The 15,130-nt window shown below is 68.6% G+C and carries 11 protein-coding genes; 7 read left to right on the top strand and 4 right to left on the bottom strand.

Annotated elements, in window-relative coordinates; all coding sequences use genetic code 11:
* Positions 1-213: 213 nt before the first annotated feature.
* On the bottom strand, positions 214-501 hold the full coding sequence (locus tag STSP_RS34420; RefSeq protein WP_067284965.1) for a metal-sensitive transcriptional regulator: 288 nt from the start codon (positions 499-501) through the stop codon (positions 214-216).
* Between the two features lie 537 nt (positions 502-1,038).
* Here STSP_RS34420 and STSP_RS34415 point away from each other — a divergent pair.
* A complete protein-coding gene (locus tag STSP_RS34415; RefSeq protein ID WP_067284964.1) occupies positions 1,039-2,421 on the top strand; it encodes an endo-1,4-beta-xylanase in 1,383 nt (460 codons plus the stop codon).
* Positions 2,422-2,514: 93 nt separating this feature from the next.
* Here STSP_RS34415 and STSP_RS34410 read toward each other — a convergent pair whose 3' ends face one another.
* Positions 2,515-3,546: a LacI family DNA-binding transcriptional regulator gene (locus STSP_RS34410; protein ID WP_067284963.1), complete on the bottom strand. Its 1,032-nt coding sequence runs from the start codon at positions 3,544-3,546 to the stop codon at positions 2,515-2,517.
* Between the two features lie 125 nt (positions 3,547-3,671).
* Between STSP_RS34410 and STSP_RS34405 the strand changes: the two genes are divergently transcribed.
* From STSP_RS34405 to STSP_RS34390, 4 genes are read left to right on the top strand one after another with little or no spacing between them, the layout of a single operon-like run.
* Positions 3,672-4,982, top strand: coding sequence for an ABC transporter substrate-binding protein (locus tag STSP_RS34405; RefSeq protein WP_067284962.1), 1,311 nt, complete (start codon positions 3,672-3,674; stop codon positions 4,980-4,982).
* 14 nt (positions 4,983-4,996) lie between these two features.
* A complete protein-coding gene (locus STSP_RS34400) occupies positions 4,997-5,929 on the top strand; it encodes a carbohydrate ABC transporter permease (protein ID WP_067284961.1) in 933 nt (310 codons plus the stop codon).
* Positions 5,929-6,747, top strand: coding sequence for a carbohydrate ABC transporter permease (locus tag STSP_RS34395; RefSeq protein WP_067284960.1), 819 nt, complete (start codon positions 5,929-5,931; stop codon positions 6,745-6,747). Before STSP_RS34400 ends, STSP_RS34395 begins: the two co-directional genes overlap by 1 nt.
* A gap of 8 nt (positions 6,748-6,755) precedes the next feature.
* The gene (locus tag STSP_RS34390) at positions 6,756-9,125 is read left to right on the top strand and encodes a beta-xylosidase/alpha-l-arabinosidase (RefSeq protein WP_067284968.1); all 2,370 of its coding nucleotides are present in this window, start codon (positions 6,756-6,758) and stop codon (positions 9,123-9,125) included.
* 203 nt (positions 9,126-9,328) lie between these two features.
* Here the strand turns inward: STSP_RS34390 and STSP_RS34385 are convergent, their stop codons facing one another.
* Positions 9,329-10,345 carry a LacI family DNA-binding transcriptional regulator gene (locus STSP_RS34385; protein ID WP_232789909.1) on the bottom strand — a complete coding sequence of 339 codons (1,017 nt, stop codon included), beginning with the start codon at positions 10,343-10,345 and terminating at the stop codon, positions 9,329-9,331.
* Between the two features lie 151 nt (positions 10,346-10,496).
* Between STSP_RS34385 and STSP_RS34380 the strand changes: the two genes are divergently transcribed.
* Positions 10,497-11,879 (top strand): endo-1,4-beta-xylanase, encoded by a 1,383-nt coding sequence (locus tag STSP_RS34380; RefSeq protein WP_067284958.1) that lies wholly within the window; start codon positions 10,497-10,499, stop codon positions 11,877-11,879.
* Between the two features lie 121 nt (positions 11,880-12,000).
* Here STSP_RS34380 and STSP_RS34375 read toward each other — a convergent pair whose 3' ends face one another.
* Positions 12,001-13,629 carry an FAD-dependent oxidoreductase gene (locus STSP_RS34375; RefSeq protein ID WP_067284957.1) on the bottom strand — a complete coding sequence of 543 codons (1,629 nt, stop codon included), beginning with the start codon at positions 13,627-13,629 and terminating at the stop codon, positions 12,001-12,003.
* 357 nt (positions 13,630-13,986) lie between these two features.
* On the opposite strand from STSP_RS34375, the gene STSP_RS34370 reads away from it, so the two are divergent.
* Positions 13,987-15,117 (top strand): SchA/CurD-like domain-containing protein, encoded by a 1,131-nt coding sequence (locus tag STSP_RS34370; RefSeq protein WP_067284956.1) that lies wholly within the window; start codon positions 13,987-13,989, stop codon positions 15,115-15,117.
* Positions 15,118-15,130 lie beyond the last annotated feature (13 nt).

The raw sequence follows: 15,130 nt of genomic DNA, 5'->3' as shown, positions 1-15,130 counted from the left end.
GGTGGCGGCGGTCACGGTGGCGGCGGCGGTCACGGTGGTGGCGGCGGTCACTAACGGCACCGCGACGGGTCCCGGTCTCTCCTGAGCCGGGGCCCGTTGTCCGTACCTCAACCGACACGCAACGGAGTCACCTGTGCACGCAGCACAGTCACGGGATCCTGCCTCGCGTCCCGCCTCGGGACGCGAGGCAGGATCCCGGCGACCCGGCGTCTTTCAGGCAAGCGACAGGAACAGCTTCTCCAGCCGGGCACGCATCTCCTCGGTGCTCTCGCCGTTCCTCGCGCCCTTCTCGACGTCGGTCAGGCACTGCTGCAGGCCCGTGGCGATGATCGCGAAGCCGGCCCGGTCGAGGGCGCGCGAGGCTGCGGCGAGCTGCGTGATGACGTCCTCGCAGTCGCGTCCCTCCTCGATCATCCGGATGACCCCGGAGATCTGGCCCTGAGCCCGACGCAGCCGGTTCAGTACGGCCTTCAGCTCCCCGCCCTCGAACTGCAACTCCACAACGGCTCCCTCGCTTATACCCTCAGGGGTATCGTAGCCCGTCCTGAGTGCCGGCGAATTCCTGCGCCGGCGCCTGGGCGACCTGCGTCTGGACACCTGACACGCGAGCCGGTCGCCGAATGTCCCTATGTGTATGCCTGGATCGGCATGGATCTCGAAACGTTTCGAATGCGGGTGCGCGCCTCAGAGTGGGGCAGATGAGGGTGAAGTCGTCCTCTTGCGCACGAAGCAGTCCACCGACGTGGCGCATGAGTCGACCCGACGTCGTACCTGAAGAGATGTTTCGGTAACTCTGCGTCAAATGTTTCGCGGATTTGCCGTAACTCTCCGCTGGAAGAGCCCGCAACCTCGACTCTCCAGGCCCCTTCCCTTGCCTGACTGGTCGTGTTTGTCCTGGTCAGGGCCATAGGTGCTGGCACAGCCGGATGTGTTTCCGGCGTCGAAATCTTTCTGAAACTTGCCGTTGACGTTGCGGGGAGTGGCTGCCACACTCGCCACCGTTCGTTCCACCTCTCACTCGAATAAGAAGAGGTTGACATGACCATTACAAGTTGCCCTCGCGTGCCTTCGGGCCCGCCACTGCGGTCGCGTGCCCGAAAGGCGGTGGCCCTGGGCGTGGCGGGCCTCCTTGCCTCGGCCGGCATCGTGGCCCTGTCGGGCACTGCAAGCGCCGCGAGCACACTCGGCGCCGCGGCGGCCGAGAAGGGCCGGTACTTCGGCACTGCTGTCGCCGCGAATCACCTGGGCGAATCGCAGTACGTCTCCACGCTGAACACCGAGTTCAACTCCGTGACGCCGGAGAACGAGATGAAGTGGGATGCCCTGGAGCCCACGCGGAACTCGTTCAACTACACCTCCGCCGACCGGATCGTCAGCCATGCCCAGAGCAGAGGAATGAAGGTCCGCGGCCACACCCTGGTGTGGCACTCCCAGCTGCCGAGCTGGGTGAGCGGTCTGAGCGCCACCGACCTGCGTTCGGCGATGAACAACCACATCACCCAGGTGATGACGCACTACAAGGGCAAGATCCACTCCTGGGACGTGGTCAACGAGGCGTTCCAGGACGGCAGCAGCGGAGCCCGGCGCAGCTCGCCGTTCCAGGACAAGCTGGGCAACGGCTTCATCGAGGAGGCGTTCCGCACCGCCCGCGCCGCCGACCCCAACGCCAAGCTCTGCTACAACGACTACAACACGGACGGCGTCAACGCGAAGAGCAACGCCGTCTACAGCATGGTCAAGGACTTCAAGGCGCGCGGCGTGCCGATCGACTGCGTCGGCTTCCAGTCGCATTTCAACAGCGCTTCCCCCGTACCGTCCGACTTCCAGGCCAACCTGCAGCGCTTCGCCGACCTCGGCGTCGATGTCCAGATCACCGAGCTGGACATCGAGGGCTCCGGGACCTCCCAGGCGAACAGCTACAGCAACGTGGTGAAGGCATGTCTGGCCGTCTCCCGGTGCACCGGCATCACCGTGTGGGGCATCACGGACAAGTACTCGTGGCGCAGCAGCGGCACCCCGCTGCTCTTCGACGGCAACTACAACAAGAAGCCGGCCTACACCGCCGTGCTCACCGCGCTCGGCGGCTCCGGCTCCGGCTCCGGCGGTGGCAGCGGCGCCACCTGCACCGCGACCTACAGCAAGGCCGAGGAGTGGGGCGACCGCTTCAACGGCAAGGTGACGATCACCGCGGGCAGCTCCGCGATCACCAGCTGGACCGCGACCGTCACCGTGGCCTCGCCGCAGAAGATCTCCGCCACCTGGAGCGGCACGCCGACCTGGGACAGCAGCGGCAACGTGATGACGATGAAGCCGAACGGCAACGGCAGCCTCGCGGCCGGAGCCTCGACGAGCTTCGGGTTCACCGTCACGACGAACGGGAACACGTCGGCACCGATCGTCGGGGCGTGCACCGCGTCCTGACGCACGCCAGCAGATGAACAGCCGATGAGCGCGGCGCGATGATCGCTGATCACCGCGCCGCTCTTCGTGGTTGCCCAGCGCCGGTGCGCGGACTCAGGAGCGCGGCGGAGGTGCCGTGCTCTTCCTGACGACCAGGCTGGTGGCCAGCTCCAGGCGCGTGATGGTCGGTTCGCCCGCCCTGAGCCGCAGCAGCATCTGCGCCGCCTCCTCGGCCATCTTCTTCAGCGGCTGGTGCACAGTGGTCAGCGCCGGGCTGGTCCACTGGGCGAGGGGGACGTCGTCGTATCCGACGACCGACAGATCGTGCGGAATGCGCAGTCCGTTGACGCGCGCCGCTTCCAGTACGCCGAGGGCCTGCAGGTCGCTGCCCGCGAAGATCGCGGTGGGCCGGTCCGGGCGCTGCAGCAGTTCCATCGCCCGGGAGTAGCCGCCCTCGACATGGAAGTCGCCGAAGCGGACGAGGTCCGTGTCGATCTCCAGTCCGGCCATGCTCATGGCGGAGCGGAAGCCGTCGAGCCGGGCGAGCGAGCACATCATGTCCTCGGGACCGGTGATGATCCCGATGCGCCGGTGCCCGTTCTCGATGAGATGACGCGTCGCGGCGAGTCCACCGGACCAGTTGGCCGAGCCCACCGATGGCACGTCCGTTTCCGGGTCGCCGGCCGGGTCGATGATGACGAACGGTATGGCCCGGGAACGCAGTTGCTGTTTGAACTCCAGCGGCAGGGACGAGAAAACGAGGATCACGCCGAGCGGGCGGCGCCGCAGCACCTTCTCGATCCAGTCGGGGTTCGGCGCGTGCCGGGTGCCGCTCTCGGTCAGCACCACGCTCGCGTCGTTCGCCACGGCGACGTTCTCCACGCCCCGGATCAGCTCCATGGCCCAGGTGCTCTCCAGCTCATGGAAGACGATCTCGATGAGCGGCGCTTCACCCGCGGACTTCGGGGTCCGCCGGTAGCCATGGGTCTCAAGGAGCCGCTCGACTTTGACCCGCGTCGGCGGCGAGACGTCCTGGCGGCCGTTGAGGACCTTCGAAACTGTCGAAATGGAGACGCCCGCCTTTTCGGCAACCTGGGCGAGGGTGACGCGCCCCGTCTCGTCGTCATCGCGCATGAGCGGCAGCATACGACAGCCCCGTAACGCTTTGGTAACCCGAGGAGGAAGGGTTGACCCCTTGTCAACCGCGGCCTAGCGTCACACCGCGCGCAACCATTTCGGTGTTGAGCACGATAATTTTCGGAGGGGCTTCGATGAAGAAGCGGGCATGGCTCCCACGCGCTGCCGCCATCAGTACAGCACTCGCCCTGGGGCTGACGCTGTCCGCATGCGGCGGCTCGGGTGACTCGTCCGGCGGCGGGGACGACGGCAAGATCCACGTCCTGGTCTACGGGGACTCCGCCAACAAGGTGGAGAAGCAGATCATTGCAGAGTTCAACAAGACCTCGAAGGTCAAGGCGGTTCTCGACACCATCCCCGGTGCGAACTACCAGCAGAAGCTGCAGACGATCATCAACACGGACCAGGCCCCGGACGTCTTCTTCAACTGGGGCGGCGGCAGCATCAAGCCGTTCGTCGACGCGGGCCTCCTTCTGCCGCTCGACGACTTCATCGCCAAGGACCCGGGCCTGAAGGACAACTTCCTGCCGTCCGTGTTCAACGCCGCCGTGGTCGACGGCAAGTCCTACGGCGTGCCCATGCGCGGCACCCAGCCGGTCCTCCTGTTCAACAACGGGAACGTGCTCAAGGACGCGGGCGTCGAGCCGCCCAAGACCTGGGACGAGCTGCTGGACGTGGTCAAGACCCTGAAGGACAAGGGCATCGAGACCCCCATCGCCCTCGGCGGTGGTGACAAGTGGCCGACTCTGATGTGGTTCGAGTACGTCTACGACCGCGTCGCGGGGCCCGAGCTGTTCGAGAAGGCGCTCAACGGCGACAAGGAAGCCTGGGCCAGCGCCGACAGCAAGAAGGCGCTGTCGATGCTCAAGGAGCTGGTCGACGCCGGCGCGTTCGGCAAGAACTTCGACTCGGTCAAGTACACCGACCAGGGCTCCGTGACGCTGCTGGCCAAGGGCAAGGCCGCGTTCGAGCTGATGGGCTCCTGGACGTACTCCCAGCACCAGACGGACAACCCGGAGTTCGCCAAGGACGGCCTCGGGTACACCACCTTCCCCACCATCGAGGGCGGCAAGGGCGACCCGGCGAACGTCGTCGGCAACACCAACAACTTCTACTCGGTGCTGAAGAAGACCAAGCACCCTGAGGCCGCCGCCGAGTTCCTGAAGCTGATGTACTCGGACAAGTTCGTGAAGGCGCAGCTGGGCATCGGCAACCTGCCCACGACCAACAACACCGAGAAGTTCCTGGACACCTCCGCCAGCCCGGAGTACGCGAAGTTCCAGTACGACCTGGTCAAGAAGGCCCCGTCGTTCCAGCTGTCGTGGGACCAGGCGTACCCGCAGTCCGCGGCCGACGCGATGCACACCGCCATCCAGCAGTTCTTCAACGGGCAGATCGACGCGGACGGCTTCATCAAGGCCATGCAGGCCCTGCCGACGTCGTGAGCCGGACTACTGAAATGACCACCATCACCACCGTGAAAACCGTGGAAAGGCGGCGGCCCGCGGGCCGGGCCGCCGCCAAGGTGGGCCGCCCGGGCATTGCCTGGGCGGCCCCCGCCGCCGTGTTCTTCGTCCTGTTCGCCATCGTCCCGCTCGTCCTGGTCGCCCTGCTGTCGTTCGCCACCTGGAACGGTCTCGGTTCGGCGCAGTTCGTCGGCATGGACAACTGGACCAAGCTGTTCGACGACCCCGTCCTGGTCAAGAGCCTCTGGCTGAGCGTGCTGATCACCGTGCTCGGCGTGGTCGTCCAGACGCCGCTCAGCATCGTTCTGGGAGTCTGGGCAGCCGGCCAGCAGCGCAACCGTGCGGTCCTGTCGGCGATCTTCTTCATCCCGCTGCTGCTGTCCGCGACGGCCGTGTCCGTCCTGTGGCGTGCGCTCCTCGACCCGAACTTCGGAGTCCCCGCACAAGTCAAGTGGCTGTTCGGAGACGGCAATCTGCTCGGCGAGCAGAGCAGCGCCATCGGAGTGCTGGTCTTCGTGGGCGCCTGGCAGTACGTGCCGTTCCACACCCTGATCTACCAGGGTGCGGCCCGGGCGATCCCGAAGGTGCTCTACCAGGCCGCGGAGATCGACGGTGCGGGCAGGTTCCGGCAGTTCTTCCACATCACCCTGCCGCAGCTGCGCAACACCATGATCACCTCGGGGATCATCATGGTGGTCGGCGGCCTCACGACCTTCGACACCATCCTGATCCTCACCCAGGGCGGTCCCGGCACCGACACCACCATCAGCGCCTACTACATGTACCAAAAGGCCTTCAAGGGCTTCGACTTCGGCGTCGGCTCGGCCGTCGCCCTCGTCCTCGTGATCGTGGCGACCATCATCTCGCTCGTCATGGTGCGCCTCTCGGGCTACGACAAGATGCGCAGCACGATGGAGGGCGTGTGATGAAGCGTCGTCCCAACTACCTCGCCGGCTTCGGATCGCTGCTCTGGCTGTTCCTGGTGGCCCTGCCGCTGTACGTATTGCTGGCTGCCACGCTGCAGAGCCGCAATGACTACTCCGAGAACGGTCCGCTGGGCTTTCCCGACAACTTCACGCTGGACAACTACACCAACGTGTTCTCCAGCGGCTTCGGGCAGTACTTCCTCAACACGCTGATCGTCACCGTGGCAGTGGTCGCCATCGTCCTGCTGCTGGTGCCGCCGCTGGCGTTCGCCATCGTCAGGAGCCGTGGCCGGATGACCACGGGGGTCTTCCGTCTCTTCCTGCTCGGACTGGCGATCCCCGCGCAGGCCGTCATCGTGCCGATGTTCTACGTCATCAGCCAGGCCGGGCTGTACGACAACCTCATCGGCGTCATCCTGCCGACGGCGGCCTTCTCCCTGCCCATGTGCGCGCTGATCCTCACCGGGGTGATGCGTGACATCACGCCGGATCTGTACGAGGCCATGGCCATGGACGGCGCGCCGACCTGGAGGGTCTTCTTCCAACTGGTGCTTCCGCTGTCCAAGGGCGGTATCTCGACCATCTCGGTCTTCTCCGCCCTCCAGGCATGGAACGGCTTCCTGTTCCCGCTGGTGCTGACCCAGTCGGAGTCGACGAAGGTCATCACCCTGGGGCTCTACAACTTCCAGACGCAGTACGGCATGAACATCCCCGGACTGCTGGCGGCTGTGGTCGTGTCCACGCTCCCCGTCCTGCTCGTCTACCTGTTCGCCCGCCGCACCCTGGTCCAGGGGCTCATGGGCGTCGGAGGAAAGTGATCGACAACGTGTCCGTAGAGACAGATTCCGCAACTCCCGTGTGGAGCGACCCCTCCCTCGACGCCGAGACCCGTGCCGATGCGCTCATCGCCGCGATGACGCTTCCGGAGAAGATCGCGCAGCTGTACGGCGTCTGGGTCGGAGCGTCCGACGAGGGCGGGGAAGTCGCGCCGCACCAGCACGACATGGAGGAACCGGTCGACCTCGACGCCCTCCTGCCGCACGGACTCGGTCAGCTGACCCGGCCGTTCGGTACGGCTCCGGTCGATCCCGCCCTGGGAGCCCTGTCCCTGCTGCGGACCCAGCGCCGGATCGCCGAGGCGAACCGCTTCCGCATTCCGGCCGTGGCCCATGAGGAGTGCCTCGCGGGCTTCGCCACCTGGGGCGCCACCGCCTATCCCGTACCGCTGTCCTGGGGCGCCACCTTCAACCCCGCGCTCGTCCGGCGCATGGCGGAGGCCATCGGACGGGACATGCGCTCGGTGGGCGTGCACCAGGGGCTCGCCCCCGTCCTCGACGTCGTGCGCGACGCCCGGTGGGGCCGCGTCGAGGAGACGATCGGCGAGGACCCCTACCTGGTGGGCACGGTCGCCACCGCCTACATCCAGGGCCTGGAGTCCGCCGGAATCGTCGCCACGCTCAAGCATTTCGTCGGTTACTCGGCCTCCCGCGCAGGCCGCAATCTGGCACCGGTGGACATGGGCACCCGGGAGCGCGCCGACGTGATGCTCCCGCCGTTCGAGATGGCGGTGCGGGAGAGCGGCGTCCGGTCGGTCATGGCGTCGTACACCGACACCGACGGGGTGCCGTCCCATGCCGACGAACAGCTGCTCACCGGACTGCTGCGGGACACCTGGGGCTTCACGGGCACGGTGGTGGCCGACTACTTCGGCATCGCCTTCCTCAAGGCCCTGCACGGCGTGGCCGGCACCTGGGGTGAAGCGGCCGGCGCAGCCCTCGCCGCGGGTGTCGATGTGGAGCTGCCCAACGTCAAGACGTTCGGCAGGCCGCTCCTCGACGCGGTCACGGAAGGGCAGGTGCCGGAGGCGCTGGTGGACCGCGCCCTGCGGCGCGTACTGATCCAGAAGGCCGAGCTGGGGTTGCTCGACCCCGACTGGAACCCGGTGCCCGACGCGCTGGCCGGCGCCGACCTGACGGACCCGGAGGCGCTGCGCGGATCGGTGCAGCTGGACACGGCCGCCAACCGCGCCATCGCCCGGGAGATCGCGGAACAGGCCGTCGTCCTGCTCCGCAACGACGGCACCCTGCCGCTCGCACGCCCGGCCAGGATCGCCCTCATCGGCCCCAACGCCGACCTCCCGATGTCGGTCCTGGGCTGCTACTCCTTCCCCGCGCACGTCGGCGTGCACCACCCCGAGACGCCGGTCGGCATCGAGCTTCCGACGCTTCGCGAGGCGCTGCTGGCCGAGTTCCCCGGCAGCGAGATCGTCACGGCGCCCGGCGCGGGCGTCGACTCGACGGACACCAGCGGCTTCGCCGTGGCCGCAGAACTGGCGCGCGGCGCCGACGTCGTCGTCCTCGCGCTCGGTGACCGGGCCGGGCTGTTCGGCCGCGGCACCAGCGGCGAGGGCTGCGACGTGGAGTCCCTGGTGCTGCCCGGCGTACAGCAGCAGCTCCTCGACACGCTGCTCGACACCGGCACGCCGGTGGTCGTGACGCTGCTGGCCGGACGGCCCTACGCGCTCGGCCGTGCCGTGGAGGAGTCCGCGGCCATCGTCCAGTCCTTCTTCCCCGGCGAGGAGGGCACCGCGGCCATCGCCGGTGTGCTCAGCGGACGCATCGCCCCGGCCGGCCGGCTCCCCGTCAGCATCCCGGGCCGGCCCGGAGTCCAGCCGTCCACCTATCTGGCGGCCCCGCTCGGCCAGATCAGCGATGTGTCCAGCACCGACCCCACGCCGGCCTTCGGCTTCGGACACGGCCTGACGTACACCACCTTCGAGTGGTCCGACCTCCTCGTGGAGGACGGGGAGGCCGCGACCGACGGCGAGGTGGCGCTCGCCTTCACGGTCCGCAACACCGGTGACCGCGAGGGCACCGAGGTCGTACAGCTCTATCTGCACGACCCCGTCGCCTCGGTCGTGCAGCCGGTCCAGCGCCTGATCGGATACGTACGGGTGCCACTCGCGGCCGGAGAGGCGAGCCGCGTCCGCGTCACCGTGCCCGCGGATCTCGCGTCCTTCACCGGGCGTGGTGGGCGGCGGATCGTCGAGCCGGGTGAGCTGGAGCTGCGGCTCAGCGCCTCCTGCACGGAGCCGCGGCTGACGGCGACGGTGACCCTCACGGGGCCGGTGCGGCAGGTGGACCATACTCGGCGGCTGCACGCGACGTTCGCCGTCGCGCCGCAGACCGGCGACTGAACGGTCGCCCCTCGGCCGTCGGTGCAGCGCCGGCGGCCGGGGCGGCGCCGTTTCGTGACGGGGCGCCCGCCGTCGTGGGTTGTGCCCACCCTCCCCCAGCTACCGCTGGGAGGTGCCCCCAGCCCTGCGGAACGATTGCCCACAACGGTACCCCCCACCAGCAGGTGGCGTACCAGCCGACGATGTGACGCCCCGTAGGCGCGTCACCCCCTCGTCGTAGGCGTCGCCGTGCTCGCCCGTACGACCAGTTCCGTGGCGAGTTCCACGCGGTGGGAGTCCGGCTTCTCGGCGCGGGCGAGGCGTTGCAGGGTGCGTACGGCCAGCTTGCCCATGTCCGCGAGGGGCTGACGGACCGTGGTGAGCGGCGGCGCGCACCAGCGGACTTCCGGAAGGTCGTCGAAACCCACCACGCTGATGTCCTCAGGAACCCTGAGCCCGCGTCGGCGCAGCGCCTCGATGGCGCCCAGCGCCATCGGGTCGCTCGCCGCGAACAGCGCGGTCGGCGGCTCACGCAGATCCAGCAGCGCGTTGCAGCACGCGAACCCGGACGCGTGGCGGAAGTCGCCACGAGCGATCAGCCCGGCGTCCACGGGGACGCCGGCGCCCTGCAGCGCCGCACGGTAGCCGCCGAGCCGCGCGCGCGAGCACGGGTGCCCGGCCGGGCCCGCGATCATGCCGATCCGGCGGTGCCCGAGCCGGAGCAGATGGTCGGTGGCGGCCATGCCGCCCGCCCAGTTCGTGGCGCCCACGGTGGGCGCTTCAAGGCCGGCCGAACCCGCGGGGTCGATCACCACCAGGGGTACGCCGAGCGTGCGCAGCTCCTTGTGGAGGACCGGCTCCAGTACCGACGTCATGACCCCGTCGGACGCGCGTGCCCGCAGGTTCGTCATCCACCGGCGCGCATCGGCGCGGCCGTGGACGACGGAGACCACCGTGCCGATCCCCGCAGCCTGCGCGACCTCCTCCACGCCCCGGATGATCTCGACCGCCCAGGGGTGGCCGAGATCTCCGAAGACGAGGTCCATCAGCGCCGCGCGGTCGCCGGGGCCCGGCACACGCCTGCGGTAGCGGTGCCGGCGCAGCAGGGCCTCGACCCGTGCCCGGGTCTGAGGCGAGACGTCGGAGCGCCCGTTGACGACCCGGGACACGGTCGGCACCGAGACCCCGGCCTCGCGGGCGATCTCGGCGATCGTGACCCTGTGCCCGGTCCCTCGGGTCACTCTGCCAACAGCATCCCTTGCTGCCAATTCCCCCTCCTCCGTTGACGGTTCGCTCATACGCCTCTACCGTTCCGGACGCACTCTCGAAACTTTGCAGAAGCCTTCCGGAAACCGGGAGTCACGTAAAGCCATCAGTGAGAGGGACACATCCATGAAGCTGCAGAGCTTGCGCAGAGCCGCGGTCGGGGTTTCGGCCGCCGCCCTGTTACTGATCGGAGGAGCCCCCTCCGGTCACGCGGCCGAGGCGCCCGTACTGCGGGACCTGGCCGCCGCCAAGGGCATCTACTACGGAACCGCCGTCAGCGCGTCCAAGCTCAACGGCACCTACGCGAGCGTCGTCACCGAGCAGTTCGACTCGATCACCCCGGGCAACGAGATGAAGTGGGGTTCGGTCGAGCCCACCCGCGGCAGCTACAACTGGTCCGGTGCCGACGCCGTCGTGGACTTCGCCGAGGCCAACGACCAGAAGGTCCGCGGACACACGCTGGTCTGGCACAGCCAGCTGCCCAGCTGGGTCGAGAACGGCACCTGGACGGCGGACAGCCTGCGCACGGTCATGACCGACCACATCGCCACCGAGGCCGGCCGCTACAAGGGCCGCATCGACCACTGGGACGTGGTCAACGAGCCGTTCAATGAAGACGGCACCCGCCGCCAGTCGATCTTCCAGACCGCGATCGGCGACTCCTACATCGCCGACGCGTTCAGGGCCGCCCGCGCCGCCGACCCCGACGCCAAGCTGTACCTCAACGACTACAACGTCGAGGGCATCAACGCGAAGAGCACCGCGATGTACGACCTCGTCAAGTCGTTCAAGGAGCAGGGCGTCCCGATCGACGGCGTGGGTCTGCAGGCCCACCTGATCCTCGGCCAGGTCCCGTCCACCCTGCAGGCCAACATCCAGCGCTTCGCCGACCTCGGTGTCGACGTCGTGATCACCGAGCTCGACATCCGGATGACGGTCCCGCCCACCGAGGCCCAGCTCGCCCAGCAGAAGGCCGACTACAAGGCGGTCACCAGCGCCTGCGTGGCCGTCGCGCGCTGCAAGGGCATCACAGTCTGGGGCTTCACCGATTCCGACTCCTGGATCCCGGACTTCTTCGACGGGTACGGCGCGGCCACCCCGTACGACGAGAACTACCAGCCCAAGCCCGCCTACTACGGCATCGCGGAGGCCCTCGGCTGGACCGGAGACACCACGCCGGGCCCGACGGGCGGCTGCGCGGTTACGTACACCGTGCAGAACCAGTGGGACACCGGCTTCACCGCCCAGGTGACCGTCAAGAACTCCGGAACGACCGCCGTGAACGGCTGGCAGCTGGCGTGGAGCTGGCCGTCGGGCCAGAGCGTCAACCAGGCCTGGAACGCCACCGTCACCCAGTCCGGCAGTGCGGTCACCGCCACCAACGCCTCGTACAACGCGTCCGTCGCGCCGGGCTCCACGGTGACGTTCGGATTCAACGGAACGCTGTCGGGCGCCAACACCGCGCCCACCGGGTTCACGCTGAACGGGACGGACTGCACCACTGCCTAGACACGGTTCTGTCCCGAGGCCGGCAGGCACGGCCTCGGGACAGAAGGCGCCGAAGCCGCCCGCCGCCTCCCGTGACGACATCACCGGGAGGCGGCGTGGCCTCTGCCGCGGAAAGCGGGGCTCAGGCCAGGTCCAGCAAGGACGCCATGATCTCGTACAGCGTCGCCTCCGGGTCGGCGACGGCGCTCTCCGAACGCCAGGCCACATAGCCGTCCGGACGCACCAGCACCGCGCCCTGGCCGGTCACGCCGTGGAGCGCGGCCCAGTCGCCGCCGTCCGCGGGGGCGAGGTCCGCATCCGGTCCGCTGCCGATCCGGTACGACTCGAGGGGGATGGACAACCGCTCGGCGACTCGCTTCGCCGCGGTGTGCCACATGCTCCCGGTACCGCAGAGCAGCACGCAGGAACGCTCGTACAGGTCGAGCGTCGACGTGCGGACGCCGGAGTTCAGCAGCCACATGTGCGGAGCCCGGCTGCCCGGCTCGCCGGTCAGCTGCATGGTGTCCGGCACCACGGGCTGCGCGGGGTCGGCGCCGATGACGGCGCCGCGCGGGTAGCGGTAGCCGAGGGCCACCTTGAGCACACCGCCCTGCTGCCCGCCGCCGGCACCGGGCGCGGGGGCATAGCCGGGGTGGCTGTGCTCCACGGAACGGGCCGATGCACGCGCGCTCGTCACCTGGGCGACCGGGAGGCGCTCCGTCTCGTAGGTCTGCAGCAGTCCGGGGCCCGCCCAGCCGTTCAGTACCGCGGCGAGTTTCCAGGCCAGGTTGTGGGCGTCCTGGATTCCCGTGTTCGACCCGAAGGCCCCGGTCGGCGACATCTCGTGCGCGGAGTCCCCGGCCAGGAACACCCGTCCCGCCGCATACGACTCGGCGACGCGCTCCGCCGCGTGCCACGGTGCCTTGCCGGTGATCTCGACGTCGATGTCCGGTGCGCCGACGGCCCTGCGGATCTGATCGATGCACCGGTCGTCGGTGAAGTCCTCCAGCGTCTCGCCACGGCCGGGCTGCCAGGGCGCGTGGAACACCCACTTCTCCACGTTGTCCACCGGCAGCAGCGCCCCGTCCGCCTCGGGCGTCGTCAGGTAGCAGGCGATGAAGCGCCGGTCGCCCACCAGGTCCGCGAGCGCCTTGGAATTGAAGGTGATGCTGACGTTGTGGAACAGCTCGCCGGGCCCCGTCTGGCCGATGCCCAGCCGCTCCCGGACCGGGCTGCGCGGCCCGTCGGCGGCGATGAGGTACTCCGCGTACACCGTGGTGTGCTCGCCGGTGTCCCGGTTCTTCACGACCGCGGTGACCCCCTCGGCGTCCTGCTCGAACGAGAGCATCTCGGTGGAGAAGCGGATGTCGCCCCCGAGTTCACGGGCGCACTGGAGCAGCACCGGCTCCAGGTCGTTCTGACTGCACAGGCACCAGCCGCTCGGACTGAACCGGGCGAGCCCGCCACCCGGGTCCATCTCCTTGAACAGCCATTCGCCTTCCTCGGCAAGCGACGGGGTCTGCAGGATGCCGTGGTTGTCCGCGAGGATCGACGCGGCCTCGCGGATCCGCTCCTCCGCACCGGCCACCCGGAACAGCTCCATCGTGCGGACGTTGTTGCCGCGCCCACGCGGATGCATCGATGTGGCCGAGTGCTTCTCGACCACCATGTGCTCGATGCCCAGTCGGCCCAGGAACAGCGAGGCGGACAACCCCACCAGGGAGCCGCCCACGATGAGGACCGGTACGCGGTGGTCGACTTCTTCGTTCATCAGTGCCTCCAGCTGGGGTCCCCCCACGTTCGGGGATGAAGGTTCCATGCCCTGACGGGGCTTGGGGCGACGGCTTCGTGGGCCCCATTCACCCGGCTGGTTCAGCCGGTTCGCCGCCCGCGTCCCCCAGGTGGTTCAGCCCCGCGCGTCACCCGCTTCGCCGGAGCCGTCACCCACGTGGTTCACGCAACTCGCGCGCCTCCCGGTACCGACCAATGATCGATTCCGTGCTGATCGTCGCCCTCGCTCTCGGGGGACGACCCTCGGAATCCGGGGACAGCCTCCGGGATTCCAAGCGGCCTGACGCCGCATCAGGAGATGTGGCGTCCTTGCTGTCTCGAAGGAGATGTGTGCTGGATGACGATGACAATCTCGGAACGCGTGTCGCAGTCCGCGTTCGACGGCTCCAGACTTCGGGTCGTCCTTCTACTGGACCTCTACGAAGGCGCCCAGAAGGAGTTTCTGGAGGCATACGAGCGCCTGCGCAACCATGTGGCATCGGTGCCTGGTCACATCAGCGACCAGTTGTGCCAGTCCATCGAGAACCCCTCGCAGTGGCTCATCACCAGCGAGTGGGAGAGCGCCCTGCCCTTCCTGGCCTGGGTGAACAGCGAAGAGCACGTGGAGACGGTCCAGCCGATGCACAGCTGCGTCCGTGACACACGCTCGATGCGCTTCAGCATCCTGCGGGAGACCGGCAATGTCGCCGGGCCCCTGCCCGAATCGGCCAAAGGCCATCTGCAGGTCTCGCCACGGCTGGGAGACGGCGTGGTGCGCCACGCCCTCACCTTCACCGTGAAGCCGGGCAGCGAGCCGGTCGTCCGCGAGATCATGTCCGGCTACACCGCGCCGAACCCGCGGGTCGACGACACCACCAAGCTGCGCCGCACCTCCGTCTATATGCACGGGAACCGGCTGGTCCGCGCCATCGAGGTGGAGGGCGACCTGATGACCGCCCTGCGCTACGTGGCACGCCAGCCCGAGGTCACGGCCATCGAGGAGGCCATCAACCCCTACCTCGAGCAGGACCGGGACCTCAGCAACCCCGGATCGGCCCGGCTCTTCTTCACACGTGCCGCGCTGCCCTCCGTGCACCATGTGGCGCTCGGCGGCCCGGTGCCCGAGGACGTGCAGCGGCACGCGCTGCTGTATCCCGCGAAGGAGGGGTGCGGTCTGCCGCTGGCGCAGCTGCTCGCCCGGCAGGACGAGGCGGCCGCGGACGACCCCGGCAGCCCCATCCACAGCAGCACCGTGTTCCAGCGCGACGACATCGTCGTCCGGCTGGTCGACATGCGGGGCCCCCTCGAAGCCGACCCGGCCGCGGCGCTCGGGCTGAAGGGCGAACGCAAGGCAGCCGTCCTGGGGCGTCTGCTCGATGTCGACGCCCTGGGCGTGGACGGCGCGTCGGCGGACGAACAGGACCTCCTGCGCTTCCTCGAACGCTCCGACATGCAACTGATCACCGACCGCCGCGCATCGGACTCCTGACCCGGACCCGTCC

Source organism: Streptomyces jeddahensis (assembly GCF_001642995.1).
Taxonomy (GTDB): Bacteria; Actinomycetota; Actinomycetes; order Streptomycetales; family Streptomycetaceae; genus Streptomyces; species Streptomyces jeddahensis.
Note: the sequence above shows the minus strand (reverse complement) of the source record. Positions and strands in the feature narration are given on the sequence as shown.

Coding starts and splice junctions, on each gene's coding strand:
- STSP_RS34415 (WP_067284964.1), top strand. CDS start 1,039: ATGACCATTACAAGTTGCCCTCGCGTGCCTTCGGGCCCGCCACTGCGG.
- STSP_RS34410 (WP_067284963.1), bottom strand. CDS start 3,546: ATGCTGCCGCTCATGCGCGATGACGACGAGACGGGGCGCGTCACCCTC.
- STSP_RS34405 (WP_067284962.1), top strand. CDS start 3,672: ATGAAGAAGCGGGCATGGCTCCCACGCGCTGCCGCCATCAGTACAGCA.
- STSP_RS34400 (WP_067284961.1), top strand. CDS start 4,997: ATGACCACCATCACCACCGTGAAAACCGTGGAAAGGCGGCGGCCCGCG.
- STSP_RS34395 (WP_067284960.1), top strand. CDS start 5,929: ATGAAGCGTCGTCCCAACTACCTCGCCGGCTTCGGATCGCTGCTCTGG.
- STSP_RS34380 (WP_067284958.1), top strand. CDS start 10,497: ATGAAGCTGCAGAGCTTGCGCAGAGCCGCGGTCGGGGTTTCGGCCGCC.
- STSP_RS34375 (WP_067284957.1), bottom strand. CDS start 13,629: ATGAACGAAGAAGTCGACCACCGCGTACCGGTCCTCATCGTGGGCGGC.
- STSP_RS34370 (WP_067284956.1), top strand. CDS start 13,987: ATGACGATGACAATCTCGGAACGCGTGTCGCAGTCCGCGTTCGACGGC.